Raw genomic sequence first — 26,265 nt, 5'->3', positions numbered from 1 at the left:
CCCCCCCCCCCCCCCCCCCCCCCCCCCCCCCCCCCCCCCCCCCCCCCCCCGCGTCCGGGGCCCTTCAGGGTGTTGCAGAAGGCTCGGTTCTGGGCATCTCGCACCACCCTTCAGGGCCTGTCCGGCGGGCCGGGGGCGGTCAGGCCCTGGCCGTCGCGGCGTTCCCGTTCCAGCGCGTCGACGATCCGGGCCAGGTCCGCGGGTGCGGCGGCCAGCCGGACCGGTGTGCCGGCGTCGTCCAGCTCGGCGATGTGCCAGTCCCGGGGGACGGTGTCGCCGTCGCTGCCCCGGGCCCGCCGCACGGCCGTGACGGTGAGCCGGTCCGCGGGGATGCGGCGGGCGGCGAAGCGGCCCGGGCCCGCATGGGGCGTCACGGCCGGCGGGCCGCCGCCGACGACCACGTGGGTGCCGAAGTGGTTCGGGTTGTACGCGCCGGCCTCCAGGAACCGGGCGGCCAGGAAGTGGTCGCGCCCGTCCGGGGCGGCGGCCGTGGCCTCGCCCGGGGCACGGAGGCGGGTGGCCCGCCAGGCGAGGGTGAGCCCGGCCGCGGTGACCGCCGTGCCCGCCGCCGCCCAGACCACCCTCACCGGCGAGCCCAGCGGGTCCGTGGCGTACTGGTGGAGCAGGGGCAGCAGCCACACGGCCGTCACGCCGAGCGCGTACGCGAACGGAAGGGCGGAGGGCAGCACCTCGTCGTCCCGCAGCCCGCGCCCGCGCCTGCGGACCAGCAGCCGGGCCCCCGCGTATCCCGCGCCCAGCAGGCAGAGCGCGGAGAAGACGGCGAGTTCCCCGGGGCTGATGAGGTGGTCGTGCCAGACCCGGTGCTCGCCGGTGACCGTCCTGGCCGAGCCGTGCCAGAAGACCAGCTCCACCTTCTCCCCGGCGCGGAACGCGGCGGCGTCGTCCCGGGAGACCCCGAGCCGGTGGACCGGGCGGTCGTCGGTGAAGTACAGCCAGCTGGTGCCCTTGCCCTGATGGACGTCGGTCCGCTCGATCACCCCGTCGAAGGTGGTCAGGCAGTCGCGGCGCTCGGCGGCCGGGGTGGCGGCGGTGCAGGGCACGGCCGCCCGCCACGCCCGCTGCTCCGACGCGGCGTCCGCCACGTACGACGCGGCCACGGCCGAGGCGGCGAGCAGCACCGCGCACACGATCCAGGCGGCGAGCGGCCGGCGCCCCGCCGACCGGGACGTGATGACGGGCGCCCGGTCGGACGCCGGGGCCCCGTGACGGCGGTGCAGAGCGCGCAGCGCCCTCAGGTCCGCGTCGAACGCCGCATCGTCGTTCCCGCCCACCGGCAGGGGCGGCAGCCACGCCCGTCCGTCGTCCAGCAGCACGCTCACGCGGTGGATGTCCTGGTTCCGCCCGGGCTGCACGTACCGGCGCAGATCCACGATCCGGGACCACGGCACCGTACGGCGGCGCAGCAGGGTCCGGGAGCGCAGTCCGTACGCGCCCGCGGTGAGCCGCGCGGTGGCCGCGTACAGGAAGCACAGCCCCGCCAGGGCGACCACGAGCCCTGCGATGAACCACGGATCGGCCTCGTCCAGGTGTCCCGCGCGCAGCGCGGCCACGGCCGCTCCGGCGGCGCCCGCCCCGGCGCCCCACCCCATTACGCGCCGTGCCGGAACCCGGCAGATCACTTCCCCGGTCTCGGTCATGGCCGAAGAGTGCCATCAGCCCGCCGCCGGGCACATGTGGGGGTTACGGAAGACTGGGCGGCCCTCATCCTGCCGGTCCGTCACCGGAGGTCTCCTTCGCCGCCGGGGGCTCCTGGGCGCGCTGGCGGCGCTGGGCCGCGCGCCACAGCGCCTTCTGGGTGATCAGCGTCAGCGTGCCGGCGAGGACGATGCCGCCCAGGTTCTCCGCGAGCTGGCGCGCGGACCCGGACATCTGGGTGTAGTCGCTGTAGCTGAAGGCCACCGCCGCGTTGGCGGCGGCCGGGACGGTCGTCACCGAGATGGCGACGCCGATCAGCGCGCCCGACTTCGCCGAGGTGAGCGAGAGCGTCCCGGCGATGCCCGCGAGGAAGGCGACGACGAACGACAGCCAGTCCGGCTGCCAGACGAACGAGGTGTTGGGCCGGTCGGCCTCGATCATGCTCTCCTCGAAGAGCCCGAGCAGGTCCATCAGCCAGGAGAAGCCGGCGGTCAGCGCCATGGCCGCCGCGAATCCGCCGACCAGGGCCCACAGCGAGCGCCACACGAGGCGCGGGGCGCGCTGAACCAGCGCCGTCGAGATCCCGGCCAGCGGCCCGAACTCCGGGCCCACCGCCATCGCGCCCACGATGAGGATCGCGTTGTCGAGCATCACACCGCAGGCCGCGAGCATCGTGGCGACGGCGAGGAACGCCAGGTAGGTGACGCTGAACGTGGACTCCTCGTGGGTCGCCTCGGACAGCTCCTCCCACAGCACCGCGTCCGCGCCCTCACCGGGCGCCGCCTCCTCGGCCCGCTCGGCGCACGCGGAGAGCGTGAGGTCCACGTCGTTCACGGTGATCGCCCCGAACCGGTCGACCCCCAGCCGCCGCAGCGCCCCGATCAGCTCGTCGCCCGCCTCGCGCGCCACGTCGCACAGCACCACGTCGCCGGCCGGATCGCGGGCCACACCCGGCAGCACCACGAGGTGGGCGGTGCCGGCCGTCCGCTCCAGCAGGCTCGTCACCTCGTCCGTGTGGTCGGCGGGCACGATCAGGCGCAGATGCAGCACGGCGCGAGCCTTTCGGAGTCAGAGCTTGCGCAGTGACAGCCGCTGCACCTTGTGGTCGGGCCCCTTGCGCAGCACCAGCGTGGCACGCCCGCGGGTCGGCGCCACGTTCTCCACGAGATTCGGCCGGTTGATGGTCCGCCACATGGTGGCCGCGTACTCCATCGCCTCCGCCTCGGAGACCTGGGTGTACTTCCGGAAGTACGAGGACGGGTCCTGGAACGCCGTCTCGCGCAGCTTGCGGAAGCGGTTGAGGTACCAGGTCTCGATGTCCTCCGTCCGGGCGTCCACGTACACGCTGAAGTCGAAGTAGTCGGCGAGCCCCACCCTGGTGCGGCCGTCCTTGCCGGGCAGGGCGGGCTGCAGGACGTTCAGCCCCTCCACGATCAGGATGTCCGGGCGCCGTACGGTGAGCCGTTCGCCGGGCACGATGTCGTAGATCAGGTGGGAGTAGACGGGGGCGGTGACCTCGTCCTTGCCGGCCTTGATGTCGGCGACGAAACGGGTGAGGGCGCGCCGGTCGTACGACTCCGGGAACCCCTTGCGCGACATCAGGCCGCGCGCGTGGAGCTCCTTCATCGGCAGCAGGAACCCGTCGGTGGTGACCAGTTCGACCCGGGGGTGCTCCGGCCAGCGGGCCAGCAGCGCCCGGAGGATGCGCGCGGTGGTGGACTTGCCCACGGCGACGCTGCCCGCGACGCCTATGACGAACGGGGTGCCGCGCTGCGCGCCCTGCCCGTTGCCCGCGTCCCCGAGGAAGGTGTTGAGGGCGCCGCGCAGCCCGGAGGTGGCCTGCACGTACAGGTTCAGCAACCGCGAGAGCGGCAGGTAGACGTCCCGCACCTCGTCGAGGTCGATGACGTCGCCGAGCCCGCGCAGCCGCTCCACCTCCTCGGCGGTCAGCGGCAGCGGCGTCCTGTCGCGCAGCGCGCTCCACTCCGCCCGGGAGAGGTCGACGTACGGCGTCGCCGCGTGCTCGGCGCGCCGGGGGCTCCGTGCGGGTGAGGTGATCACGTCTTCATTGTCGCGGGAGTTCTCCGGGAGCGGGGGGTGGGCTCGGTCACGTGGGGGAGCGGGTGCACCGGTGCGGGCCCGGTTCCGGCGCCGCCGGCGGCCTGCCCGCCTTTCCCGCACGCGGAACCGTTCTCCGGCGGTGGACCTCCGGGGGGCCGGCCCACCACGGGCGCCGCGGTGTCGTCCGGTGACCGCGTCGATGCCGGCGGAGCGGGCGGGCTCGTCAGGGGGACGCGCGCACGGCCCAGGTGGATCCGGACCGCTTCTCGGCGGAACGGCGCCGGCCGGGCACCCGAGGGGTGTCCGGCCGGTCGTGCGTGCGGGGCGGGTCAGTCCGTGCCGGACTCCATCGCCGCGCGGTCCAGCATCTCGTCCTGGTCCGAGACCTCGCCGCGCGAGGCGATCGCCTCGGCGCCGCCCTCGGGGAGCTGGCCGATCAGGCCGGTCGCGGCGGCCTGGGCCGCGCCGATCGTCGGGTTCGCGGTGCCGATCATGCCGAGGCCCGCGTACTGCTCCAGCTTGGCGCGGGAGTCCGCGATGTCCAGGTTCCGCATGGTGAGCTGGCCGATGCGGTCGACCGGGCCGAAGGCGGAGTCCTCGGTGCGCTCCATGGACAGCTTGTCCGGGTGGTAGCTGAACGCCGGGCCCGTGGTGTCGAGGATCGAGTAGTCCTCGCCGCGCCGCAGCCGCAGGGTGACCTCGCCGGTGACGGCCGTACCGACCCAGCGCTGGATCGACTCGCGGACCATCAGCGCCTGCGGGTCCAGCCAGCGGCCCTCGTACATCAGCCGGCCGAGGCGGCGGCCCTCGTTGTGGTACTGGGCGAGGGTGTCCTCGTTGTGGATGGCGTTGACCAGGCGCTCGTACGCGGCGTGCAGCAGGGCCATGCCGGGGGCCTCGTAGATGCCCCGGCTCTTGGCCTCGATGATCCGGTTCTCGATCTGGTCGGACATGCCCAGGCCGTGGCGGCCGCCGATGGCGTTCGCCTTCAGGACCAGGTCGACGGCGGTGTCGAACTTCTCGCCGTTGATCGTGACCGGGCGGCCCTGGTCGAAGCCGATCGTGACGTCCTCGGTCTCGATCTCGACCGACGGGTCCCAGAACCGCACGCCCATGATCGGATCGACGGTCTCCACACCGGTGTTCAGGTGCTCCAGCGTCTTGGCCTCGTGGGTGGCGCCCCAGATGTTGGCGTCGGTGGAGTACGCCTTCTCGGTGCTGTCCCGGTAGGGCAGACCGTGGGCGACCAGCCACTCCGACATCTCCTTGCGGCCACCGAGCTCCGTCACGAACTCGGCGTCCAGCCACGGCTTGTAGATGCGCAGGTGCGGGTTGGCCAGCAGGCCGTAGCGGTAGAACCGCTCGATGTCGTTGCCCTTGAACGTGGAGCCGTCGCCCCAGATCTGGACGTCGTCCTCCAGCATCGCCCGGACCAGGAGCGTGCCGGTGACCGCGCGGCCCAGCGGTGTGGTGTTGAAGTAGGCCCGGCCGCCGGAGCGGATGTGGAACGCCCCGCACGTCAGCGCGGCCAGGCCCTCCTCGACGAGTGCGGCGCGGCAGTCGACCAGGCGGGCGAGCTCGGCGCCGTACGTCTTGGCGCGGCCCGGGACCGAGGCGATGTCGGGCTCGTCGTACTGGCCGATGTCGGCGGTGTAGGTGCACGGGACGGCACCCTTGTCGCGCATCCACGCGACCGCGACCGAGGTGTCGAGGCCGCCCGAGAAGGCGATGCCGACGCGTTCGCCGGTGGGCAGGGAGGTGAGGACCTTGGACATAGGAAGATTATGCATCATCTCGCATGATCATGCAACGCCCTCCCTCCCCGCACGTCCCGGCGGGCTACTTCCGCCAGAACAGGTGGTGCGTCATCCCGCTCGGGCTGGGCACGACGTCCAGGTGGAAGCGGTCGCGCAACTCGTCCGGCGAGTCCCACAGCCGCAGGCCCGACCCCAGCTTCTGCGGCGCCACCGCGATGTGCAGGGTGTCGACCAGGTCGGCGTCCAGGAACTCCCGGACGGTCGTCACCCCGCCGCCGAGCCGGACGTCCTTGCCCTGCGCGGCCTCCCGGGCCCGGGCGAGGACGTCGGCGGGCTCGCCGGTCACGAAGTGGAACGTGGTGTCGGAGAGCGTGAAGGAGGGGCGCGTGTGGTGCGTCAGGACGAACACCGGGGTGTGGAACGGCGGCTCGTCGCCCCACCAGCCCTGCCACTCGTGGTTCTCCCACGGGCCGCGCTGCGGACCGAACTTGTTGCGGCCCATGATCTCGGCGCCGATGTTGTGCGAGAAGTCCCGCGTCAGGTAGTCGTCCAGTCCCCGGCTGCCGCCCGCGTCGGTCCGGTTCGGCCAGCTCGCCGTCGCCCCGGCCCAGGCGAACAGCTGTCCCGGGTCGACATGCCCGAAGGGCCGCTCCAGGGTCTGGTTCTCCCCGCAGGCGACGCCGTCGGCGGAGACGGTGAAGTTCTGGACCTTCAGCAGTTGAGGCATGGGTGCTCTTCTCCCGGTGATGGGTGACAACGCAAGGGGTGACTCCTCGGGCGGCCCGGACTCATCGCCGTGCACCGTCCCGCCGGCTCATCCCACCGTAAGCACCGCGTTCCCCCGCACCCGGCGCGCCCGGATGTCCGCGACGGTGTCCCCGGTGCGCGACCAGTCACGGACCGAGCCGACCTCCGGGTGCAGCCGCCCGCCCGCCACCAGCCGTACCAGGGTGGCGAGTTCGGCGGCATACGTGGTGTCGGCGCGGGTGTAGTCGAAGTGGGCGATGCGGGCCTGGGCGGGGCCGCCGAAGAAGTCGAAGAAGTCCAGCGTGACGGGGGTCCGGGCGGCCTGGCCGAACCAGACCAGCAGGCCGCCCGGGACCAGCCGGGCCAGCGCGGCCGGCAGCGAGTCCCCGCCCACCGACTCCAGGACCACGTCGTAGGGCCCCTCCGCGTCGTCCGGCGACGTCACCACCGCCTCGGCCCCCAGCTCCAGCAGCCGCGCCCCGCGCTCCCGGGTCGCGCTGACCGCCGTCACCGCCGCGCCGGAGGAGGCCGCCAGCTCGGTGACGTAGTGGCCGACGCCCCCGCTCGCCCCGGTGAGCAGGACCCGCCGCCCCGCCACCGGGCCCGCCGCGCGGAGCAGGCGCAGCGCGGTGATCCCGGCCAGTGGGAGGGCCGCCGCCGTCACCGCGTCGACGCTGTCGGGGAGCGCGGCGAGGCTGTGCACCGGGACGGCGACGCGCTCGGCCCAGCCGTACGCGGGCGGGTGGGCGACGACCCGGGTCCCGGCGGCCGGGCCGGTACCGTCGGCCGCCGCCCGTACGACCGTGCCGGCCACGTCCTTGCCGGGCCGCCAGCCGGGCCACCGGCGGTCGAGTTGCCCGTCGAGCTGGAAGGTCTCGCCGCGGTTGACGGAGTACGCCTCGACCGCGACCAGGGCTTCGTCGGCGGCGGGGGCGGGCTCGGGGGCCTCGCCGATGCGGACGGTGCCGCCCGCTTCGGCGGTGGGGAGTTGTGCGCGCATGCCGGGCTCCTCAGGCGAAGACGACGTGGTGGGCGTGGAGGGTGTCGAAGTGCTCCCGGACGGCGGCGATACGGCCGTCGCGCACGGTGAACACGGCCAGGCAGTGCTGGTCGTAGCGGGCGCCCTTCCGGGTCAGCCCGCGCGTCCGCCACTCCGCGAGCACCCGTTCGCCCTCCGCGAGGACGCCGAGGAATTCGATCTCCATCGTCTCCGGCACCAGCCGGGCGGTCATCGCCGCCACGAACTCGTCGAAGATCTCGTCCGGGCCGGTCCAGGTGCCCGAGACCGGGAGGTCTCCGGCGAGCGTCCAGGTGGCATCGGCGTCGAAGAACGCCTTCAGCCGGTCCATGTCGCCCGCGGCGAGGCTCTTCATGTAGTCGAGGACGACGTCCTTGGGGGTGCTGTGCATGATCGTGGTTCCTTCCGGGGCTTTGTGTTCCTCCGATGCCTGAACGCTACGAAGACCGGGGCCGCGCAGGGAAAGACCTGTTCCCGATCGCTCCAGAACCGCCCGGCATCACCGCACGTCATATGCTGTTCGGCATGTCGGATCTACGGCGCCTGCGCTACTTCCTCGCCGTGGCCGGGGAACGCAACTTCACCCGCGCCGCCGAGCGCCTGCACATCGCGCAGCCCGCGCTCAGCCGCCAGATACGGGAGCTGGAGAGGGAGTTGGGTGTCCGGCTCCTGGACCGCACCACGCACTCCGTCGAACCCACGGAGGCCGGGCGGCTGTTGATGGAGCGCGGCGCGGCCCTCTGCGAGGAGGCGGACCGCCTCTGGCGCGACGTGCGCGGCTTCGCCGGGGGCGAGAGCGGCACCCTGGTGCTCGGCTACAGCATGGGTACGAGTTACGGGACGGCCCCCGCGATCCTCGCCGCCCTGAAGGACCGGCTGCCCGGCATCACCGCCGACACCCGGCTGCTGTCCACCGCCGAGATCCTGGCCGGTGTCGCCGACGGCACCCTCGACGCGGGCCTGGTCCGCTGCCCGCCGCCGACGCCGGAGCTGGTGCGGACGCTCGTACGGCTGGAACCGCAGGGCGTCCTGATGTCCGCCGACCACCGCCTCGCGCCACGCCCGGCCGTGGACCCGGCCGAGCTGTCCGCCGAAACGCTCCTCATCCACCCGCGCGAGGCCAACCCGGGCCACTACGACGCGATCACCGCCCTGCTGGCCGAGGCGGGCGCCACCCCCGCACTCCTCCTCCGGCCCCTGACGTTCGACGCCGGCCACACCCCGGTCGCCCGGGGCGACGCGGTCTCGGTCGTCGGCGACTCCGCCGCCCCCACCCTCCCCGCCGGCCTCGTCTGGCGCCCCCTGACCGGGGGAGCGGCCATCGAACTCCACCTCCTCACCCGGGGCCGGGGCGGCCGTCAGGTGACCGCCCGACTCCTGCGCGTGGCGGGGGAGGTGGCGCGGGACGGGGGGTGGCTGCGGTCACCGGGGGCGGCGGGGTGACCCGGGGCCCGTCGGGTCACCAGGGGATGACGGCGAGGGCTTCCACTTCCATGAGCAGGTCCGGCCGGAAGAGCGCGGCCACCTGTACGGCCGTGCTGGCCGGGGGGCGCGCCACGTCGACATGGGCGTCCCGCGCGACGCGGATGGCCGGCAGGAACGCCACGTCGGTGACGTAGTAGGTGAGCTTCGCGACGTCGGCGAACGTCGCCCCGCCCGCCTCCAGGCAGCGCTTCAGATTCTCGAAGACCTGACGCGCCTGGGCGGCTGGATCGCCCTCCCCGACCAGATTCCCCTTCTCGTCCAGCGCGATCTGCCCCGAGACCGCGACGAGCCTGCCCTCGCCCACGACGACATGGCTGTACCCCTGGGCCGGGGCGACGCCGTCCGGCGCCACGTGGGTCAGCATGGTCTCGACGGAATCCTCTGCTTCGTCCTGCACGGTGCTCCCTCTCGTCCGGCCGTTCCGACGGGCCAACGATAGGCGGTGCGGCAGGTGTTGGCGGGCGGCCCGCTACCCCCGGAACGGCCGGTACGTCAGCTGCTTCACCCGGCGCAGGAGCGGCATCGACTCCACGTGCTCGACGCCGTCCAGGCCGCCCAGGCGTTCGCTGAGGTAGCGGTAGAAGTGGGCCGAGTCGCGGGTGATCACGACCGCGACCAGGTTGGACGGGCCCGTGGTGGCCGCCGCGTACGCCACCTCCCGGTCGGCGGCCAGCGCCGTGCCCACCGCGTGCAGGGCGCGGGGCGCGGCGGTGACGTAGAGCATGCTCGCGTTGCGGTGTCCGATGTGGTCGGAGTCGAACTCCACGTCCACGTACAGCGCGCCCGAGGCCACCAGCCGGGCCAGCCGGCGCCGGACCGCCGATTCCGAGAGGCCGGTCGCCCGCTGGAGTTCCGGGTACGTGGCCCGGCCGTCCCGTTCCAGCGCGGCGACCAGGGGCTCGTCGGCGGCGGTGATGACGGCGGGGCCGGGCGGGGCGGGGGAGGGCGCCGGGGTGAGGGCGGCGGCCTCCTCCGGGGTCAGCGCCCCGCTCTTGTGCAGCCAGCCGGCGGGGCCCCCGTAGAACCGGTGCAGCAGCTGGTGCGCGCGGATGTCCACGATGTGCGGGGTGCGCGGCAGCTTGCCGATGAGCAGGTCGTCCGCGTCGTTCCGGCTGCGCACGTTGACCGTGCACGTCACCTCCGTGCCGCCCGACGTCAGCCCGATCCACGACGTGTCGGGCCGCTTGGCGAGCGCCTCCGCGATCGGCATCGCGCCCTCCGGCGCGCACCGCACCCGCAGCAGCCAGTGCTCGAACGACTCCTCGGCGGCCGCGCACCGCACGCCCACCACCCGCAGCCCGGCCTCCGTGCGCAGCGAGCGGAAGCGGCGCGCGACCGTCTGGTCGGAGACGCCGAGGACGGCCGCGATCCGGCTGAAGGGCGCGCGGGCGTCCAGTTCCAGCGCGTGCAGGATGCGCACGTCCAGGGCGTCACCTCGGACGGGTGATTCCACTTCAGAAGGGCCCTTCCATGTCGGATTCCGGCGCCCGGCCGGCATTGGCTGGGGATTCCGGACGCGGCCGTCCGATCGTACGTACGAGGGTGGCCGCCGGCCACCACGCCGAAGCCGTACGGGAGAAGGATCAAGGACATGCGTAAGTGGGGGCCGCTCACCGCGGTCTGTCTGGGGACGTTCATGCTGCTGCTGGACGTCACGATCGTCATCGTGGCACTGCCCGACATGGCGAAGGCGCTCGGCGCCTCGCTCTCCGATCTGCAATGGGTCATCGACGGCTACGCCCTGGCCCTCGCCGCCCTGCTCCTCGGCACAGGCGCGGCGGCCGACCGGCTCGGCCGGCGCCGGGTCCACGTCGTCGGCGTCGTGCTCTTCGCCGCCGCCTCGCTGGCCTGCGGGCTCGCCTCGTCGCCGGGTCTGCTGGTGGCGGCGCGCGGGGCCCAGGGCGTGGGGGCCGCCGCGATGTTCGCGACGACGCTGCCGCTGCTCGCCTCGGTGTACCGGGGCAAGGACCGGTCCGTGGCGCTCGGGCTCTGGGGCGCGGTGGCCGGGGGAGCCGCCGCGATCGGGCCCGTGGTCGGCGGGCTGCTCGCCGAGGGGCCCGGCTGGCGGTGGATCTTCTTCGTCAACCTGCCCGTGAGCGTCGCCGCGATCTGGCTGACCCTGCGGACCGTGCCCGAGTCGCACGGGGCGCGGGACCGGCGCACCGACTGGGCGGGGACCGTCGCCTTCGCGGTGTTCGCCGGGGCCGGCACGTACGCCGTCGTGCGGGCGGGCAGCGTCGGCTGGGCGTCCGGGCAGACGCTCGCCACGTTCGGGACCGCCGCGCTCGCCCTGGTCTGCTTCGTGCTGGTGGAGCTGCGCGTCGCGCACCCGCTGCTGGACCTGTCGCTGTTCCGCACCTCGGCGTTCACCGGGGTGATGGCCGGGTCGCTCGCCTTCAACATGGCGGCCTTCGGGGTGCTGCCGTACACCTCGATCTGGCTGCAGACGGTCCTCGGACTCAGCCCGGTCCAGGGCGGCCTGGCGGTCCTGCCGCTCGCCGCGACCTCGTTCGTGGTCGCCGCCGCCGGCGGCCGGCTGCTGCACGGGGTGCAGCCGCGGTTCACCATCGGCATCGGACTCGCCCTCATCGGCGCGGGCACCCTCGCCCAGGCGGTCCTGGGCGCGGGCTCCTCCTGGCCCGCCCTGATCCCCGGCCTGGCGCTCGCGGGCATCGGCACGGGGCTGGTCTCGCCGGCCATCGCGGGCGCGGCGCTCGCCGCGGTCCCGCCGGAGCGGGCCGGTATGGCGGGCGGCGCGGTCAACACCTTCCGCCAGCTCGGTTACGCCTTCGGGGTCGCCGTGCTCGGGACGGTGCTGACCTCCCGGATGGCGGAGAGCCTGGGCGACGGGGAGTCCCACGCCCTGGCGGGCGGCGGCGCGGCGGGGCTGCGGGCCGCCGGGATGCCGGAGCACGCGCTGCGGACGGCGTTCGCCTCGGGGCTGAACACGGCCGCGGTGGTGGCCGGTGCGGTGGGGATCGTCGCGGGCGCGGCGGTGCTGCTGCTGGTGAAGGGGGAGCGGCCGGCGGCCCCGGCCGAGGTGGGGGAACCCGTGCCGGTACGCGCCGGATAGCGCTCCGGTCGGCTTGAAATAGGGGTTACTTCTGCGACTATGCGAAGAACAGGGGCTGGTGACCAAGAAGGGACCACTATGTGCGGAATCGTGGGTTACGTCGGCGGTCAGTCGGCGCAGGACGTCGTCGTCGCGGGCCTCAAGCGGCTGGAGTACCGGGGCTACGACTCCGCCGGCATCGCCGTCCTCGCCGACGGCGGGCTCGCCTCCGCCAAGAAGGCCGGGAAGCTGGTCAACCTGGAGAAGACGCTGAGCGAGCAGCCGCTCCCGGCCGGCACCGCCGGAATCGGCCACACCCGCTGGGCCACCCACGGCGGACCCACGGACGCCAACGCCCACCCGCACCTGGACAACGCCGGCCGTGTCGCCGTCGTCCACAACGGGATCATCGAGAACTTCGCCGCCCTGCGCGCCGAGCTCGGTGAGCGCGGCCACGACCTGCTCTCCGAGACCGACACCGAGACCGTCGCCCACCTCCTCGCCGAGGCGTACAGCCAGAGCGGGGAGCCGGCGGAGGCCATGCGCCAGGTGTGCCGCCGCCTCGAAGGGGCGTTCACCCTGGTCGCGGTCTTCGCGGACGCGCCGGACGTGGTGGTCGGCGCCCGGCGCAACTCCCCGCTCGTCGTGGGGCTCGGGGACGACGAGTCCTTCCTCGCCTCCGACGTCGCCGCGTTCATCGAGCACACCCGGTCCGCGATCGAACTGGGCCAGGACCAGGTCGTGGAGCTGCGCCGGGACGGCGTCCTCGTCACCGGCTTCGACGGCCGGCCCGCCGAGGTGCGCGAGTACCACGTGGACTGGGACGCCTCGGCGGCCGAGAAGGGCGGGTACGCCTCCTTCATGCTCAAGGAGATCGCCGAGCAGCCGAAGGCGGTCACCGACACGCTCCTCGGCCGCATCGACCCCGAGGGCACCCTCCACCTGGACGAGGTCCGCATCACGCGCGGCGAGCTGCGCGAGGTCGACAAGGTGGTGATCGTCGCCTGCGGCACCGCGTACCACGCCGGGATGATCGCCAAGTACGCCATCGAGCACTGGACCCGTATCCCCTGCGAGACCGAACTGGCCAGCGAGTTCCGCTACCGCGACCCGATCCTGGACCCGCACACCCTGGTCGTCGCCATCTCGCAGTCCGGCGAGACCATGGACACCCTGATGGCCCTGCGGCACGCCCGCGAACAGGGCGCGAAGGTGCTCGCCATCTGCAACACCAACGGCTCCACCATCCCCCGTGAGTCCGACGCCGTCCTCTACACCCACGCCGGGCCCGAGGTCGCCGTCGCCTCCACCAAGGCGTTCCTCACCCAGCTCGTCGCCTGCTACCTCGTCGCCCTCTACCTCGGCCAGGTGCGCGGCACCAAGTGGGGCGACGAGATCCGCACCGTCATCCGGCAGCTCTCGGAGATCAGCGGCTCGGTCGAACGGGTCCTGGAGACCATGGAGCCGGTCCGGGAGCTGGCCCGTTCCCTCGCCTCCCACGACACCGTGCTCTTCCTCGGCCGCCACGTCGGCTACCCGGTCGCCCTGGAAGGCGCGTTGAAGCTCAAGGAACTCGCGTACATGCACGCCGAGGGGTTCGCCGCCGGCGAGCTGAAGCACGGGCCGATCGCGCTCATCGAGGACGGGGTGCCCGTCGTCGTCGTGGTCCCGTCCCCGGCCGGGCGGTCCGTGCTGCACGGCAAGATCGTCTCGAACATCCAGGAGATCCGGGCCCGGGGCGCCCGCACCGTCGTCATCGCCGAGGAGGGCGACGACGAGGTCGTCCCGTACGCCGACCACCTCATCCGCGTCCCCGCAACGCCTACGCTGCTTCAGCCGCTGGTCGCCACCGTGCCGTTGCAGGTCTTCGCCTGCGAACTCGCGACGGCCCGCGGCAACGAGGTGGACCAGCCGCGCAATTTGGCGAAGTCCGTCACCGTGGAGTGAGCCGAGACGAGCAGTGAGGGTGGGTACGTGATCATCGGGGTCGGGATCGACGTGGCGGAGATCGAGCGGTTCGACGCGGCACTGGAGCGTACGCCGCAACTCGCCTCGCGGCTGTTCGTGGCGGCGGAGCTGCTGCTGCCGAGCGGCGAGCGGCGCGGGATCGCCTCGCTGGCCGCCCGGTTCGCCGCGAAGGAGGCCCTGGCGAAGGCGCTCGGCGCGCCCGGCGGGCTGCTGTGGACGGATGCCGAGGTGTACGTGGAGGAGAGCGGGCAGCCGCGGCTGCGGGTGCGCGGCACGGTGGCGGCCCGCGCCGCGGAGCTGGGGGTGCGGCAGTGGCATGTGTCGCTCAGCCACGACGCGGGGGTGGCGTCCGCGGTGGTGATCGCGGAGGGGTGACGGGGGCTCCGCCCCTGTGGCCTCGGGTGCTCCGGCGGGCCGGTTCCGTCCTCAATCGCCGGACGGGCTCGATGTGGCCGGTCGCCGTCGTGAGTGCTCGCCGGACGGGCTTGACGTGGCCGGTCGCCGCTCGGCGGTGCCGCCCATCGCCTGCGTGGGGTTCTCAACCTGCGTACGTTGGAAGGCATGCGTACCGCCTACAGCGTTGACACCGTACGGGCCGCCGAGCGGGCTCTCATGGCACGGCTCCCCGAAGGGGCGCTGATGCAGCGTGCCGCCGCCGGGCTCGCCGCCGCCTGCGCCGATCTGCTGCGCCGGGCCGGCCGGGTCTACGGCTCCCGCGTCGTCCTCCTCGTCGGCACCGGCGCCAACGGCGGCGACGCCCTGTACGCCGGAGCCCGGCTCGCCCGGCGCGGCGCGGGCGTGGTCGCCGTGCGGGTCGCCCCGGGCCGGGCCCACGAGGGCGGCAGCGCGGCCCTGCTCGCGGCGGGCGGACGCGTGGTCGACGGTGCGGAGAGCACCGCCCACGCGGACTGGGCCGGGCGCATCGACCTCGTCGTGGACGCCGTCACCGGCATCGGCGGACGCGGCGGACTGCGCCCCGAGGCCGCCGGGCTGGTCCGGAAGTACACCGCGCACGGCGCGCCCGTCGTCGCCGTCGACCTGCCCAGCGGGGTCGAGGCGGACACCGGCGAGGTGACCGGCGAAGCGGTGCGCGCGGACGCCACCGTCACCTTCGGCGCGTACAAGCCGGCGCTGCTCGTGGACCCGGCCGCCGAACGGGCCGGGGCGCTGCGCCTGGTGGACATCGGGCTCGGGCCCGAACTCCCCGAGGTGCCCGACCTGGAAGCCCTCCAGTACGCGGACGTGGCCGCGCTGCTGCCCGTGCCGGCCGCCGAGAGCGACAAGTACCGGCGCGGTGTCGTCGGCATCGCCGCGGGATCGACGCGCTACCCGGGCGCCGCCGTGCTCGCCGTCTCCGGGGCGCTGCGCGGCGGTGCGGGCGCCGTGCGCTACGCGGGCCCCGGCGGTGAGGCGGTCATCGCCCGGCACCCGGAGACCCTGGTCCACGCGGGCCGCCCCTCCGAGGCCGGGCGGGTGCAGGCGTGGGTCGTCGGCCCCGGGCTCGGCGACGGCACCGAGGCCGTGGCGGCCGTCTCCGACGTGCTGGCCACCGAGGTGCCGGTGCTGGTCGACGCGGACGGGCTGCGGCTCCTCGACCCGGACGTGGTCCGGGGCCGTACCGCGCCCACCGTCCTCACCCCGCACGCCGGGGAGGCCGCCGCGCTGCTCGGCGTGGCACGCGAGGAGGTCGAGGCCGGGCGGCTTGCCGCCGTACGGGAGCTGGCCGGGCGGTTCGGCGCCACGGTGCTGCTCAAGGGCTCGACCACCCTCGTCGCCACGGACACCCCGCACACCCCGGTCCGCGTCAACCCGACCGGCACCCCGTGGCTGGCCACCGCCGGCAGCGGCGACGTGCTCTCCGGCCTCACCGGGTCCCTGCTCGCCGCCGGGCTCGCCCCGCTCGACGCCGCGTCCGCCGGGGCCTATCTGCACGGGCTCGCCGCCCGCCGCGCGGCCGACGGCTCCCCGCTCGCCGCGATGGACGTCGCCGACGCGATCCCCGGGGCGTGGCGGGACGTCCGCGCCTGAGCGAAGCTGAGGAGAACGACCGCCGAGGAGAGGTGACCGGCCGTGAGCAGCAGCGGTGACGTGCGCGTGCGCCGGGTGTACGACGGGGTGGAGGAGGGCGACGGCACCCGCGTACTGGTGGACCGGCTGTGGCCGCGCGGGGTGTCCAGGGAGAAGGCCGCGATCGACCGCTGGCTCAAGGACCTCACCCCGTCGGACGAGCTGCGCACCTGGTATCACGAGGACCGCTCCGGCACCCGCTACGACGCCTTCGTCGAGCGCTACCGGGCCGAACTCGCCGGTCCGGCGGAGGCGGCGGCCGTGGACGAGCTGGCCGGACTGGTCCGCGAGGGCGGCCCGGTGACGCTCGTGACGGCCGTCAAGGACGTCGAGCACAGCCACGTACCGGTCCTCGCCGACCACCTGGAACACGAGCTGCGCCACCGCTGAAGCGCCCCGCCGGACCCGCCCGCGCGGGCGGCAATGAGAAACTGGGCGCGATATGAACGAGACAGCGTCCTTGCGAGCCCGTGCCGAGATCGACCTCGCCGCACTCCGCGCCAACGTGCGCGTCCTGCGCGCCCGGGCGGCCGGGGCGCACCTCATGGCCGTGGTCAAGGCCGACGCCTACGGGCACGGCGCGGTCCCCTGCGCGCGCGCCGCACGGGAGGCGGGCGCCGCCTGGCTGGGCACCGCGACCCCGCAGGAGGCCCTGGCCCTGCGCGCCGCCGGGCTCGACGGACGGATGCTGTGCTGGCTCTGGACCCCGGGCGGGCCCTGGCGCGAGGCGATCGAGGCCGATATCGACGTGTCGGTCAGCGGCATGTGGGCGCTGCGCGAGGTCACCGGGGCCGCCGCGGCGGCCGGGCGGCCCGCCCGTGTCCACCTCAAGGCCGACACCGGACTCGGCCGGGCCGGCTGCCAGCCCGCCGACTGGCCCGAGCTGGTCGCCGCCGCCCGCACCGCCGAGCGCGCGGGCACCGTCCGGGTCACCGGTCTCTGGTCCCACTTCGCCTGCGCCGACGAGCCGGGCCACCCCTCGATCACCGCCCAGCTGGACACCTTCCGCGACATGGTGGCGTACGCCGAGAAGGCCGGTGTCGAGCCCGAGGTGCGGCACATCGCCAACTCCCCGGCGACCCTGACCGTCCCCGAGTCCCACTTCGACCTGGTGCGGACCGGGATCGCCATGTACGGCATCTCACCCAGCCCCGAGCTGGGCACCCCGGCCGACTTCGGGCTGCGCCCCGTGATGACGCTCGCCGCGTCCGTCGCCCTGACCAAGCAGGTCCCGGCCGGCCACGGCATCAGCTACGGCCACCACTACACGACGCCCCGCGAGACCACCCTCGCCCTGGTGCCCCTCGGTTACGCCGACGGCATCCCGCGCCACGCGTCCGGCCGGGGTCCGGTCCTGGTCGGCGGGGTGCGGCGGACGATCGCGGGCCGGGTCGCCATGGACCAGTTCGTCGTGGACCTGGACGGCGACGAGGTGGCGGCGGGCAGCGAGGCGGTGCTCTTCGGCCCCGGCGACCGGGGCGAGCCGAGCGCCGAGGACTGGGCGGAGGCCGCCGGCACCATCGCGTACGAGATCGTCACCCGGATCGGCGCCCGGGTACCGCGCGTCCACCTGGGCGCCACGACCGACTGACACGACCCACGAGGAGCGGGGCACGGGTGAGCGACATCAGCACGGGTGACGTGATGGCGACGGCGGCCGCTTCGGGTGCCGGCTGGCGCCGGGCGGGCATCGCCGGCGCCGCCATAGGCGTGCTCGCCGCCGGGGCCGCGGCCGGGGTCGCCGTGGAGCGGCTGACCGTCGGCCGGGGCATGCGCAAGCGCGCCCGCCTCGCCCTGGACGCCACCGGCCCGTACGGCGCGCTGCGCGGGACCCCCGGCCGGGCCACCGCCGACGACGGCACCGGGCTGTACTACGAGGTGGACGAGGTCGACACCCCGGAGGACCCCGGCTCCTCGGGCTCCCGCCGGCGGCGGCTCTTCGGGCGCAAGGAGCCCGCCCCCGTCACCGTCGTCTTCAGCCACGGCTACTGCCTCGGCCAGGACTCCTGGCACTTCCAGCGGGCCGCCCTGCGCGGCATCGTGCGCACCGTCCACTGGGACCAGCGCAGCCACGGCCGCTCCGAGCGCGGACACGCCCAGGCCCGCGCCGAAGGCGGGGTGCCCGTCGGCATCGACCAGCTCGGCCGCGACCTCAAGGCCGTCATCGACGCCGCGGCGCCCGAGGGCCCGCTCGTCCTCGTCGGCCACTCCATGGGCGGCATGACGATCATGGCGCTCGCCGAGCGGTACCCGGAGCTGATCCGCGACCGGGTCGCCGCCGTCGCCTTCGTCGGTACGTCGAGCGGCCGGCTGAACGAGGTCAGCTTCGGGCTGCCCGTGATGGGCGTCAACGCCGTGCGGCGGGTGCTCCCCGGAGTGCTGCGGGCGCTCGGCTCGCAGGCGGAGCTGGTGGAGCGGGGGCGCCGGGCGACCGCCGACCTGTTCGCCGGGCTGGTCAAGCGGTACTCCTTCGGCTCCCGGGACGTGGACCCGGCCGTCGCGCGGTTCGCGGAACGGCTCATCGAGTCCACCCCGATCGACGTGGTCGCCGAGTTCTACCCCGCCTTCGCGGAGCACGACAAGAGCGCGACCCTGCCCCTCTTCCGCGACCTCCCGGTCCTCATCCTGGCCGGTGACAAGGACCTCGTGACGCCCAGCTCGCACAGCGAGGCCATCGCGGACCTGCTGCCCGACGCGGAACTGGTCATCGTCCCGGACGCCGGGCACCTGGTGATGCTGGAGCACCCCGAGACGGTGACCGACCGGCTCGCGGACCTGCTGGTGCGCGCCGGAGCCGTACCGGAGTCCTCTAACGTTGGCGGGCATGGAACCGCAGAACAGCCCGGCGGCCACTGAGGCCACCGCGTACGAGAACGTCCCCGGCGCCGTCAGCGTGCGCCTCGCCGTCGACTCCCCCGAACAGATGGGGGCCCTGGGCCGCCGGCTCGCCGCCGCGCTGCGCCCCGGCGACCTCGTGATGCTCACCGGCGAGCTGGGGGCCGGCAAGACGACCCTGACCCGGGGGCTCGGCGAGGGGCTGGGGGTGCGGGGCGCGGTGACGTCCCCCACCTTCGTGATCGCCCGTGTCCACCCGCCGCTGTCCGGCGGGCCCGCGCTGGTCCACGTCGACGCGTACCGGCTGGGCGGCGGTCTCGACGAGATGGAGGACCTGGACCTCGACGTGTCGCTCCCGGAGTCCGTGGTGGTCGTGGAGTGGGGCGACGGCAAGGTCGAGGAGCTGTCGGACGACCGGCTCCAGGTGTTCATCGACCGCGCGGTCGGGGACACGGACGACGAGCGCCGCACGGTGACCCTGGTGGGCTTCGGGGCGCGCTGGGCGGGGCTGCGGAACGATTCCTGGGCGCCCTGGGGCTGACCGCCCCGCTGTTTCCGACGTGGTGTCGGCAAAATGTTGCGCGGGACGGGGCGGGCGTGGTGACATGGAGGACGAGAGCGGGTTAGGTCTACCTAACCACGCCTTCCACCGGAGCCGGAGCCCCAGGAGGCGCCATGCCGACATCCGACCGCGAACCGGAGCCGCCGAGCACGGCGGTCCCCATGAGCACGCTGCTGGCCGCGACGGCAGCGGCGAACGCCGTGTCGACGCCGCCCTCGCCACGCAACCAGTCCCGCCCGGCGACCCCCGCGCGCCCGGTCGACGCCGCCCGCACACCGAAAGCCGGACGGTCGGCACACCCGAGCCCGTCCGGCGACTGAGGGCGCCCCCCCCCGCTAGGGGACGACCACCACCACCGCCCCCACCGTGGCGAACCGCCACACCGCGTCCCCGTCGGCCCGGGACATCCGCACGCCCCCCGCCTTCACCGTGGGATCCGGCTCCTCCATAGACCCGTCCTGCGCCGCGCTGAAGCCGATCGTCACGTCGTCCACCGCGGCGAACCGCACCACGTGCTCGATCGGCACGCCGTCGGAGCCCTTCACGCTGCCCGAGCGCGACGTCACGTGATACGTGCCCGGCACCGCGTGCACCGAGCTCGGCATCACCTTGAACGTCCGCGACGCCTTCCCCTTCGCGTCCACCAGCCACACCCGGCGGTCGTGCAGCGCGTAGACGACCCGCGCCCCGGTACCGGAGCCGGCGGGGACGGCGAGCGGGTCCTTCTTCGGCTTGGCCTTGCCCTGCCCGCCGGCCGGGGCGGACGCCGAGGCACTGACCGACGCCTTCGGCTTCGCGCCCAGGTCGTCCGGCACATGGGCGGAAGCCTGGTAGGCCAGGAAGCCGACCGCCGCGACGGCCGCCGCGGTGAGCGCGGCCACGATTCCCGAGCTGCCCCTTGCCACCGTGCGTGCCTCTTTCGCTGTCGTGTGCCGGAAGGCGCGGACCGTACGCCGTACGCGAACCGTAAGTCGTACAAGCGTTTACACGTACTCCGCGTATACCCGGTGACGGTAGCAGCCGGGACCGCCCGGGCCGGGATGCCGTACGGGGCGCGGGGCGGGCCGCGCCGGAGCCGTAGGCTGTTTGCGTGCTCTTGCTCGCAATGGATACCGCCACCCCCGCCGTCACCGTCGCCCTGCACGACGGGACCCGCGTCGTCGCCGAATCCGCGCAGGTCGACGCCCGCAGGCACGGGGAGCTGCTGCTGCCCGCCGTCGACCGGGTCCTCGCGGACGCCGGGGTGGAACTCGACGCCGTGACGGACGTCGTCGTGGGCGTCGGCCCCGGCCCCTACACCGGACTGCGCGTCGGCCTGGTGACGGCCGCCACCTTCGGCTCGGTGCTCTCCGTGCCCGTGCACGGCCTGTGCACCCTGGACGGCCTCGCGTACGCCGCCGGGCTCGACGGCCCCTTCGCCGTCGCCACGGACGCCCGCCGCAAGGAGGTCTACTGGGCGCGGTACGAGGACGCCCGCACCCGCACCGCCGGACCCTCCGTCGACCGGCCCGCCGACATCGCGGACGGGCTCGCGGGCCTGCCGGTCGTCGGCGCGGGCGCGGTGCTCTACCCCGACGCGTTCCCGGACGCGCGCGGCCCCGAACACCTGGCGGCCGGCGCCCTGGCGGGCCTCGCCGCCGAACGCCTCGCGGCCGGCGAGGAGCTGCTGCCGCCGCAGCCGCTCTACCTGCGCAGGCCCGACGCGCAGGTCCCGAAGAACTACAAGGTGGTCACCCCGAAGTGACCGTCACGACCGCGGTGCTGCGCGAGATGCGCTGGTGGGACATCGACCCCGTGCTCGCCCTCGAACACGAGCTGTTCCCGGAGGACGCCTGGTCGGCGGGCATGTTCTGGTCCGAGCTGGCGTACGCGCGCGGCCCGGCGGCCACCCGCCGATACGTCGTCGCCGAGGAGCCCGGCACCGGCCGGATCGTCGGGTACGCGGGCCTCGCCGCCAACGGTGACCTCGCCGACGTGCAGACGATCGCCGTCGCCCGCGACCACTGGGGCGGCGGGCTCGGCTCCGAGCTCCTGACCGACCTGCTCAGGCACGCCACGGCCTTCGAGTGCGCCGAGGTGCTCCTGGAGGTCCGCGTCGACAACACCCGCGCCCAGAAGCTCTACGAGCGCTTCGGCTTCGAACCGATCGGCTTCCGCCGCGGCTACTACCAGCCGGGCAACATCGACGCGCTCGTCATGCGCCACCACGTACACGAAGAAGCAGAAGAAAACGGGACCCACTGATGGCTGACGAACCCCTCGTACTCGGCATCGAGACCTCCTGCGACGAAACCGGGGTCGGCATCGTCCGCGGGACCACGCTCCTCGCGGACGCCGTCGCGTCCAGCGTCGACACGCACGCCCGCTTCGGCGGCGTCGTCCCGGAGATCGCCTCCCGCGCCCACCTGGAGGCGATGGTCCCCACCATCGAGCGCGCCCTGAAGGAGGCCGGGGTCAGCGGCCGGGACCTGGACGGCATCGCCGTCACCGCCGGGCCCGGCCTCGCGGGCGCCCTGCTCGTCGGCGTCTCCGCCGCCAAGGCGTACGCGTACGCGCTGAACAAGCCGCTGTACGGGGTCAACCACCTGGCGTCCCACATCTGCGTGGACCAGCTGGAGCACGGCCCGCTGCCCGAGCCCACCATGGCGCTCCTGGTCAGCGGCGGGCACTCCTCGCTGCTGCTCGCGCCGGACATCACCAACGACGTACGGCCGCTCGGCGCGACCATCGACGACGCGGCCGGCGAGGCGTTCGACAAGATCGCCCGGGTCCTGGACCTCGGCTTCCCCGGCGGCCCGGTCATCGACCGGCTCGCCAGGGAGGGCGACCCGGCGGCCATCGCCTTCCCGCGCGGCCTGACCGGCTCGCGCGACCCGGCGTACGACTTCTCGTTCTCCGGCCTGAAGACCTCCGTCGCCCGCTGGATCGAGGCCAAGCGGGCGGCCGGCGAGGAGGTGCCGGTCCGGGACGTGGCCGCGTCCTTCCAGGAGGCCGTGGTGGACGTGCTCACCCGCAAGGCCGTCCGCGCCTGCAAGGACGAGGGCGTCGACCACCTGATGATCGGCGGCGGCGTCGCGGCCAACTCGCGGCTGCGCGCGCTCGCCGAGGAGCGGTGCGAGCGGGCCGGCATCCGGCTGCGGGTGCCCCGCCCCAAGCTGTGCACCGACAACGGGGCCATGGTCGCCGCGCTCGGCGCCGAGATGGTCGCCCGCAACCGGCCCGCCTCCGACCTGGAGCTGTCCGCCGACTCCTCGCTGCCGGTCACCGAGACCCACGTCCCGGGCGCCCACGCGCACGACCACGACCACGTGCACGAGATCAGCAAGGACAACCTCTACTCATGAGCGCCCCGGTCACCGCCCTGATGTGGGAGGCCCGCGCCGCCGAGGGCCGGGGCGGCGAACTGGCGGAGTGGGCCCGCGCCCGCGCCGCCGGCCTGCCTCGCCCCCCGCTCCGCAGCGAGCTGCTGCGCGCCCCGCAGGACCGGGTCCTCGTCATCACCTGGTGGCAGGGCGCGTACGCCGACGAGCTCCCGGAGCTGCCCGAGCCCGGCCCGGACCTCGTCACCCGGCCGGTCCACCGCTGGCGCTTCGAATCGCTGGGAGCCGTCTAGCCACGGCACGTCGATGAGTTCCGGGCGCCCGCGCGGTCTACCCTTCACGACACTTTGCCCCTGTACGTGAGGAGAGGACCATGCAGAAGGTCACCACGTTCCTGTGGTTCGCGAAGGACCTGGTCGAGGAAGCGGCCGACTACTACGTCTCCGTCGTCGGCGGCGACTCGCGCGTCCTGGAGACCACCCGCTGGACCGCCGCGGGCCCCGGCGAGGCCGGGAAGGCGATGACCGTGCGGTTCCAGCTGGACGGCGCGGAGTACATCGCGTTCGACGGCGGGCCGGAGTTCACCTTCACCGAGGCCGTCTCGCTCTCCGTGGAGTGCGACTCGCAGGAGGAGGCGGACCGGCTGTGGAACGAGTTCACCTCCGGCGGCGGGCAGGAGAGCCAGTGCGGCTGGCTCAAGGACAAGTACGGCCTCTCCTGGCAGATCGTCCCGCCGGGCCTCGTCGACGCCCTGACCGACCCCGACCCCGAGAAGGCCGCCCGCGCGATGAAGGCCATGCTCGGCATGAAGCGCCTGGACGTCGAGGCCATCCGCAACGCCTGATCCCCACGCGGGACTTGGGGCGGTGGGCGCTCGATAGGGTCGGCCCATGTCCCCTCGATTCGTACTGCCGCCGCCCCCGCCGCCCGTGGAGGTGCGCGCCTGGCCCGACCGGGACGCGCTGCGCGCCGACCGGTCCTTCCTGCTCGGCGTGCTGGTGAAGGCGCACGTGGGACCCGGCCGGCTCGGGCTGCTGTGGCTGTGGGGGGTGGTCGGCGCGATCGGCTGGTCGTTCATCGGGACGGCGATCGTCACCTTCGAGGAGTCGTACGACGCCGTCAGCGCGATCGTCGGCGTGGTGATGCTCGCGGTGGGCGCCGCCGCCCTCGTCCCGGCGGTGATCCTGGTCGTCGTCGGGCTGCGCCGGGACGCGGCGGTGCGCCGGCTGCTCACGCAGTGGGGCGGGCTGGACCGCGACCCCGCCCGCGACGCCGGACTCCGGCTGCCCGGCACGACGCTGGGGTGGCTGCTGCCCTCCTTCGTGCTCGGCGCGCTGGGGCTGTACCTCTGCTTCGTCGTGCCCGCCGGGGCGGTCCGGGGCGAGGACACGTACGGGCTGATGGTGCTGATCATGGGGCTCGGACTGCTGGCCTGGATCGTCGGGCTCGTCGGCGTCTTCAAGGCGTTCTGGCACCGGCGCTGGATCGTGCGGACGCTGGCCGGGGAGGCCGTGCGGCCCGCGCCGGTCGCGCAGGGCGGCGGCGTCCACCGCTGAAGTCCTTTCGGCCGCCCCGGTGTGAGCCACCCGGGGGACCGTGCGTGCCCGGCGGCGGTGTCGGAGCCGATGCCCCGTCACGTACTGGCAGGATCCGGCGCCATGCAGCCAGTACGACAAAAGGACAAATTGGCCATGAATGGTCGTGAACCGGGCGTGGTGACGGGCGGGCGGCAGCGGGCACGGGGCCGCCTGCGGCGCAGGCCGGGTTACGCGGTCCTCGCCGCGCTTCTGGTCGCCGCCGCCGCGTCCGGCTGCGCGGCCGGGGGCGAGGACGCGGGCGCCGCCCGGAGTGCGAAGCTCCAGGCCGGCCAGGCGGGCGCGGCGGGCCCGCAGGCGGAACCGGCGGCCGGGGCGCTCGGCACCCGCGCGGCGCAGGCGGAGCGGGCCAGGCTCGCCCAGGCCGCCCGCGCGGTCGCCGCCAAGAAGTGGGGCCTGGTGGGCACGCCGCTCGCGGCGCCCGTTCCGCCCGCCGAGAAGCCCCACCTCACCACCCGCAAGGGCTTCGAGGTCGAGGGCCAGGACGACTCGCTCCCACCGGTCTTCACCCGGGTCCCCACCACGGACAAGGTCGTCTTCCTGACGATGGACGACGGGGACGACAAGGACCCCGAGCTGCTGAAGATGATGTCGGAGCTCAACATCCCGTACAGCGCCTTCCTCACCGACTACCTGGTGCGCGACGACTACACGTACTTCAAGGACGCCCAGTCCCGGGGGACCGTGCTCGGCAACCACACGCTCAACCACCGCTATCTGCCGGGCCTCTCCCACGACGAGCAGAAGCGCGAGATCTGCGGCGAGCAGGACATCCTCCAGGAGCAGTTCGGCAAGCGGCCCCGGCTCTTCCGGCCGCCGTACGGCAACTACAACACCGACACGCTGAAGGTCGCCAAGTCCTGCGGCATCACCGCCGTGCCGCTGTGGGCGGCGGAGGCGTTCCCCGACCACATGGAGTGGCGTGAGGAGGACCGGAAGCTGCACCCCGGCGACATCGTCCTCACGCACTTCCGGGGCAAGGCGGACTGGAAGGGGAGCATGCCCGACCTGGTCCGGTCCGTCATGAAGGTCATCACGGACCAGGGGTACGCCGTGGCCCGCCTGGAGGACTACGTATAGGAAGCGGCGTACGCGCGGGCGTCCCCGGGCCCGGAGTGCGCCTCCCTGTCGGCGTCGTGCCAGGCCGTCAGCGTGAGGACCAGCAGCAGGCATGCGCCGATCAGCTGGACGACGCCCGCGATCGGCAGCCCGTGGCGCAGCAGCACCACGCCGATCACACAGGCCACCACCGTGATGGTGGCGAGGGTGAGAGTGCCGGACCAGTCCATCCCGGGCGGTCCGGCCTCCGCCATGTCCGGGTTCGGCGGCCGGGGGTCGGAGCCCGTGTGCACGAAGAAGAAGAACACGCTGATCACCCCCTCCAGTGCGGTGAGCAGCACCCCGAGCACCACGTCGAGGCAGCCGGTCGCCACCGGACCGGGACGCGAGGGGGCCGGGCGGTCCGGGCCGGGGGTTCGTATGCGCATGCCGCCACCGTCCACCGGAACGGTCCGGACGTCCCCCGCGTTGTCCCTACGGTGTCCGGAACGTTGCACAGCCGCAGCCGTACGGCTCCCGCCTACGCCACGAGGGGCGTGAATTGGCACTCCGCTTGACCGAGTGCTAATCGCGGTCATAGTCTCAGTGCTGGCACTCCTCACTGGAGAGTGCCAGCAGTACTGCGCGACCGGCAGGTCCGGCACCCGCGACGACGGGCCCACCTGGTCGCCACCCCAAAGACTGTTAAACCCCGTGAGATCTCCGAAGGGGGAGACCGGATCGTGTCGACCGCCAGCTCCAAGGTTGCGATCAAGCCGCTCGAGGACCGCATTGTGGTCCAGCCGCTCGACGCCGAGCAGACCACGGCCTCCGGCCTGGTTATTCCGGACACCGCCAAGGAGAAGCCCCAGGAGGGCGTCGTCCTGGCCGTGGGCCCGGGCCGCTTCGAGAACGGCGAGCGCCTGCCGCTCGACGTCAAGACCGGCGATGTCGTGCTGTACAGCAAGTACGGCGGCACCGAGGTGAAGTACAACGGCGAGGAGTACCTCGTCCTCTCGGCGCGCGACGTCCTCGCGATCATCGAGAAGTAATTCACCCACGTTTGCTTCTGTTCTGCGCCCCTGGCCCCCTGCGAACCAACAG

29 protein-coding genes are annotated in these 26,265 nt (G+C 73.9%); 18 read left to right on the top strand and 11 right to left on the bottom strand.

What is annotated here, in order from left to right; genetic code table 11:
* Positions 1-110: 110 nt before the first annotated feature.
* From ACN6LM_RS13520 to ACN6LM_RS13490, 7 genes are all read right to left on the bottom strand, one after another.
* A complete protein-coding gene (locus ACN6LM_RS13520; protein WP_445065589.1) occupies positions 111-1,658 on the bottom strand; it encodes a PH domain-containing protein in 1,548 nt (515 codons plus the stop codon).
* A gap of 64 nt (positions 1,659-1,722) precedes the next feature.
* The gene (locus ACN6LM_RS13515) at positions 1,723-2,706 is read right to left on the bottom strand and encodes a DUF389 domain-containing protein (RefSeq protein ID WP_445065588.1); all 984 of its coding nucleotides are present in this window, start codon (positions 2,704-2,706) and stop codon (positions 1,723-1,725) included.
* A gap of 18 nt (positions 2,707-2,724) precedes the next feature.
* On the bottom strand, positions 2,725-3,717 hold the full coding sequence (coaA, locus tag ACN6LM_RS13510; RefSeq protein ID WP_445065587.1) for a type I pantothenate kinase: 993 nt from the start codon (positions 3,715-3,717) through the stop codon (positions 2,725-2,727).
* Positions 3,718-4,046: 329 nt separating this feature from the next.
* The gene (gene argG, locus ACN6LM_RS13505; protein ID WP_445065586.1) at positions 4,047-5,492 is read right to left on the bottom strand and encodes an argininosuccinate synthase; all 1,446 of its coding nucleotides are present in this window, start codon (positions 5,490-5,492) and stop codon (positions 4,047-4,049) included.
* A gap of 64 nt (positions 5,493-5,556) precedes the next feature.
* Complete coding sequence (locus ACN6LM_RS13500; RefSeq protein WP_445065585.1) at positions 5,557-6,201, bottom strand: dihydrofolate reductase family protein; 645 nt, start codon at positions 6,199-6,201, stop codon at positions 5,557-5,559.
* 87 nt (positions 6,202-6,288) lie between these two features.
* Positions 6,289-7,221 (bottom strand): zinc-binding dehydrogenase, encoded by a 933-nt coding sequence (locus ACN6LM_RS13495; protein ID WP_445065584.1) that lies wholly within the window; start codon positions 7,219-7,221, stop codon positions 6,289-6,291.
* 10 nt (positions 7,222-7,231) lie between these two features.
* A complete protein-coding gene (locus ACN6LM_RS13490; RefSeq protein WP_445065583.1) occupies positions 7,232-7,630 on the bottom strand; it encodes a nuclear transport factor 2 family protein in 399 nt (132 codons plus the stop codon).
* 134 nt (positions 7,631-7,764) lie between these two features.
* On the opposite strand from ACN6LM_RS13490, the gene ACN6LM_RS13485 reads away from it, so the two are divergent.
* Positions 7,765-8,682 (top strand): LysR substrate-binding domain-containing protein, encoded by a 918-nt coding sequence (locus tag ACN6LM_RS13485; RefSeq protein ID WP_445065582.1) that lies wholly within the window; start codon positions 7,765-7,767, stop codon positions 8,680-8,682.
* Between the two features lie 16 nt (positions 8,683-8,698).
* On the opposite strand, the gene ACN6LM_RS13480 is transcribed toward ACN6LM_RS13485, so the two are convergent.
* Together ACN6LM_RS13480 and ACN6LM_RS13475 are read right to left on the bottom strand one after the other, a co-directional pair.
* Complete coding sequence (locus tag ACN6LM_RS13480) at positions 8,699-9,088, bottom strand: RidA family protein (protein WP_445065593.1); 390 nt, start codon at positions 9,086-9,088, stop codon at positions 8,699-8,701.
* 105 nt (positions 9,089-9,193) lie between these two features.
* The gene (locus tag ACN6LM_RS13475; protein WP_445065581.1) at positions 9,194-10,177 is read right to left on the bottom strand and encodes an Lrp/AsnC family transcriptional regulator; all 984 of its coding nucleotides are present in this window, start codon (positions 10,175-10,177) and stop codon (positions 9,194-9,196) included.
* Positions 10,178-10,315: 138 nt separating this feature from the next.
* On the opposite strand from ACN6LM_RS13475, the gene ACN6LM_RS13470 reads away from it, so the two are divergent.
* The 9 genes from ACN6LM_RS13470 to ACN6LM_RS13430 all read left to right on the top strand — a co-directional run bounded on the left by ACN6LM_RS13470 (position 10,316) and on the right by ACN6LM_RS13430 (position 19,528).
* Positions 10,316-11,797: an MFS transporter gene (locus tag ACN6LM_RS13470; protein ID WP_445065580.1), complete on the top strand. Its 1,482-nt coding sequence runs from the start codon at positions 10,316-10,318 to the stop codon at positions 11,795-11,797.
* A gap of 78 nt (positions 11,798-11,875) precedes the next feature.
* Positions 11,876-13,723: a glutamine--fructose-6-phosphate transaminase (isomerizing) gene (gene glmS / locus ACN6LM_RS13465; protein WP_445065579.1), complete on the top strand. Its 1,848-nt coding sequence runs from the start codon at positions 11,876-11,878 to the stop codon at positions 13,721-13,723.
* 27 nt (positions 13,724-13,750) lie between these two features.
* A complete protein-coding gene (locus tag ACN6LM_RS13460; RefSeq protein ID WP_445065578.1) occupies positions 13,751-14,119 on the top strand; it encodes a holo-ACP synthase in 369 nt (122 codons plus the stop codon).
* Positions 14,120-14,305: 186 nt separating this feature from the next.
* Positions 14,306-15,772, top strand: a complete 1,467-nt coding sequence (locus tag ACN6LM_RS13455; RefSeq protein WP_445065577.1) for an NAD(P)H-hydrate dehydratase — start codon at positions 14,306-14,308, stop codon at positions 15,770-15,772.
* A gap of 42 nt (positions 15,773-15,814) precedes the next feature.
* On the top strand, positions 15,815-16,201 hold the full coding sequence (locus ACN6LM_RS13450; protein ID WP_445065576.1) for a DUF488 domain-containing protein: 387 nt from the start codon (positions 15,815-15,817) through the stop codon (positions 16,199-16,201).
* A 52-nt stretch (positions 16,202-16,253) separates the two neighbouring features.
* Positions 16,254-17,402, top strand: a complete 1,149-nt coding sequence (alr, locus tag ACN6LM_RS13445; protein WP_445065575.1) for an alanine racemase — start codon at positions 16,254-16,256, stop codon at positions 17,400-17,402.
* A 53-nt stretch (positions 17,403-17,455) separates the two neighbouring features.
* On the top strand, positions 17,456-18,667 hold the full coding sequence (locus ACN6LM_RS13440) for an alpha/beta fold hydrolase (protein ID WP_445065592.1): 1,212 nt from the start codon (positions 17,456-17,458) through the stop codon (positions 18,665-18,667).
* The gene (gene tsaE, locus ACN6LM_RS13435) at positions 18,636-19,187 is read left to right on the top strand and encodes a tRNA (adenosine(37)-N6)-threonylcarbamoyltransferase complex ATPase subunit type 1 TsaE (RefSeq protein ID WP_445065574.1); all 552 of its coding nucleotides are present in this window, start codon (positions 18,636-18,638) and stop codon (positions 19,185-19,187) included. The genes ACN6LM_RS13440 and tsaE overlap by 32 nt, the downstream gene beginning before the upstream one ends.
* A gap of 134 nt (positions 19,188-19,321) precedes the next feature.
* Positions 19,322-19,528 (top strand): hypothetical protein, encoded by a 207-nt coding sequence (locus tag ACN6LM_RS13430; RefSeq protein ID WP_445065573.1) that lies wholly within the window; start codon positions 19,322-19,324, stop codon positions 19,526-19,528.
* 15 nt (positions 19,529-19,543) lie between these two features.
* On the opposite strand, the gene ACN6LM_RS13425 is transcribed toward ACN6LM_RS13430, so the two are convergent.
* A complete protein-coding gene (locus tag ACN6LM_RS13425) occupies positions 19,544-20,089 on the bottom strand; it encodes a hypothetical protein (protein ID WP_445065572.1) in 546 nt (181 codons plus the stop codon).
* A 224-nt stretch (positions 20,090-20,313) separates the two neighbouring features.
* Between ACN6LM_RS13425 and tsaB the strand changes: the two genes are divergently transcribed.
* From tsaB to ACN6LM_RS13390, 7 genes are all read left to right on the top strand, one after another.
* A complete protein-coding gene (gene tsaB / locus ACN6LM_RS13420) occupies positions 20,314-20,952 on the top strand; it encodes a tRNA (adenosine(37)-N6)-threonylcarbamoyltransferase complex dimerization subunit type 1 TsaB (protein WP_445065591.1) in 639 nt (212 codons plus the stop codon).
* Positions 20,949-21,452, top strand: coding sequence for a ribosomal protein S18-alanine N-acetyltransferase (gene rimI, locus ACN6LM_RS13415; protein ID WP_445065571.1), 504 nt, complete (start codon positions 20,949-20,951; stop codon positions 21,450-21,452). Before tsaB ends, rimI begins: the two co-directional genes overlap by 4 nt.
* Positions 21,452-22,552: a tRNA (adenosine(37)-N6)-threonylcarbamoyltransferase complex transferase subunit TsaD gene (gene tsaD / locus ACN6LM_RS13410; RefSeq protein WP_445065570.1), complete on the top strand. Its 1,101-nt coding sequence runs from the start codon at positions 21,452-21,454 to the stop codon at positions 22,550-22,552. The genes rimI and tsaD overlap by 1 nt, the downstream gene beginning before the upstream one ends.
* A complete protein-coding gene (locus ACN6LM_RS13405) occupies positions 22,549-22,821 on the top strand; it encodes a hypothetical protein (protein ID WP_445065569.1) in 273 nt (90 codons plus the stop codon). The genes tsaD and ACN6LM_RS13405 overlap by 4 nt, the downstream gene beginning before the upstream one ends.
* 80 nt (positions 22,822-22,901) lie before the next feature.
* Complete coding sequence (locus ACN6LM_RS13400) at positions 22,902-23,372, top strand: VOC family protein (RefSeq protein WP_445065568.1); 471 nt, start codon at positions 22,902-22,904, stop codon at positions 23,370-23,372.
* Positions 23,373-23,418: 46 nt separating this feature from the next.
* Entirely contained in the window at positions 23,419-24,084 is a 666-nt protein-coding gene (locus ACN6LM_RS13395) for a hypothetical protein (protein WP_445065567.1), read from the top strand.
* Positions 24,085-24,219: 135 nt separating this feature from the next.
* Positions 24,220-25,203 (top strand): polysaccharide deacetylase family protein, encoded by a 984-nt coding sequence (locus tag ACN6LM_RS13390; RefSeq protein WP_445065566.1) that lies wholly within the window; start codon positions 24,220-24,222, stop codon positions 25,201-25,203.
* Here ACN6LM_RS13390 and ACN6LM_RS13385 read toward each other — a convergent pair.
* Positions 25,194-25,610, bottom strand: coding sequence for a DUF6234 family protein (locus tag ACN6LM_RS13385; protein ID WP_445065565.1), 417 nt, complete (start codon positions 25,608-25,610; stop codon positions 25,194-25,196). The two genes, ACN6LM_RS13390 and ACN6LM_RS13385, sit on opposite strands and share 10 nt — an antisense overlap.
* A 294-nt stretch (positions 25,611-25,904) precedes the next feature.
* On the opposite strand from ACN6LM_RS13385, the gene groES reads away from it, so the two are divergent.
* Complete coding sequence (gene groES, locus ACN6LM_RS13380) at positions 25,905-26,213, top strand: co-chaperone GroES (RefSeq protein WP_018101172.1); 309 nt, start codon at positions 25,905-25,907, stop codon at positions 26,211-26,213.
* The last annotated feature ends 52 nt before the right edge of the window (positions 26,214-26,265 follow it).

This window comes from Streptomyces sp. SAS_281 (assembly GCF_052542855.1).
The sequence above is the reverse complement of the archived record's forward strand: the minus strand, read 5'-3'. Positions and strand labels throughout refer to the sequence as shown.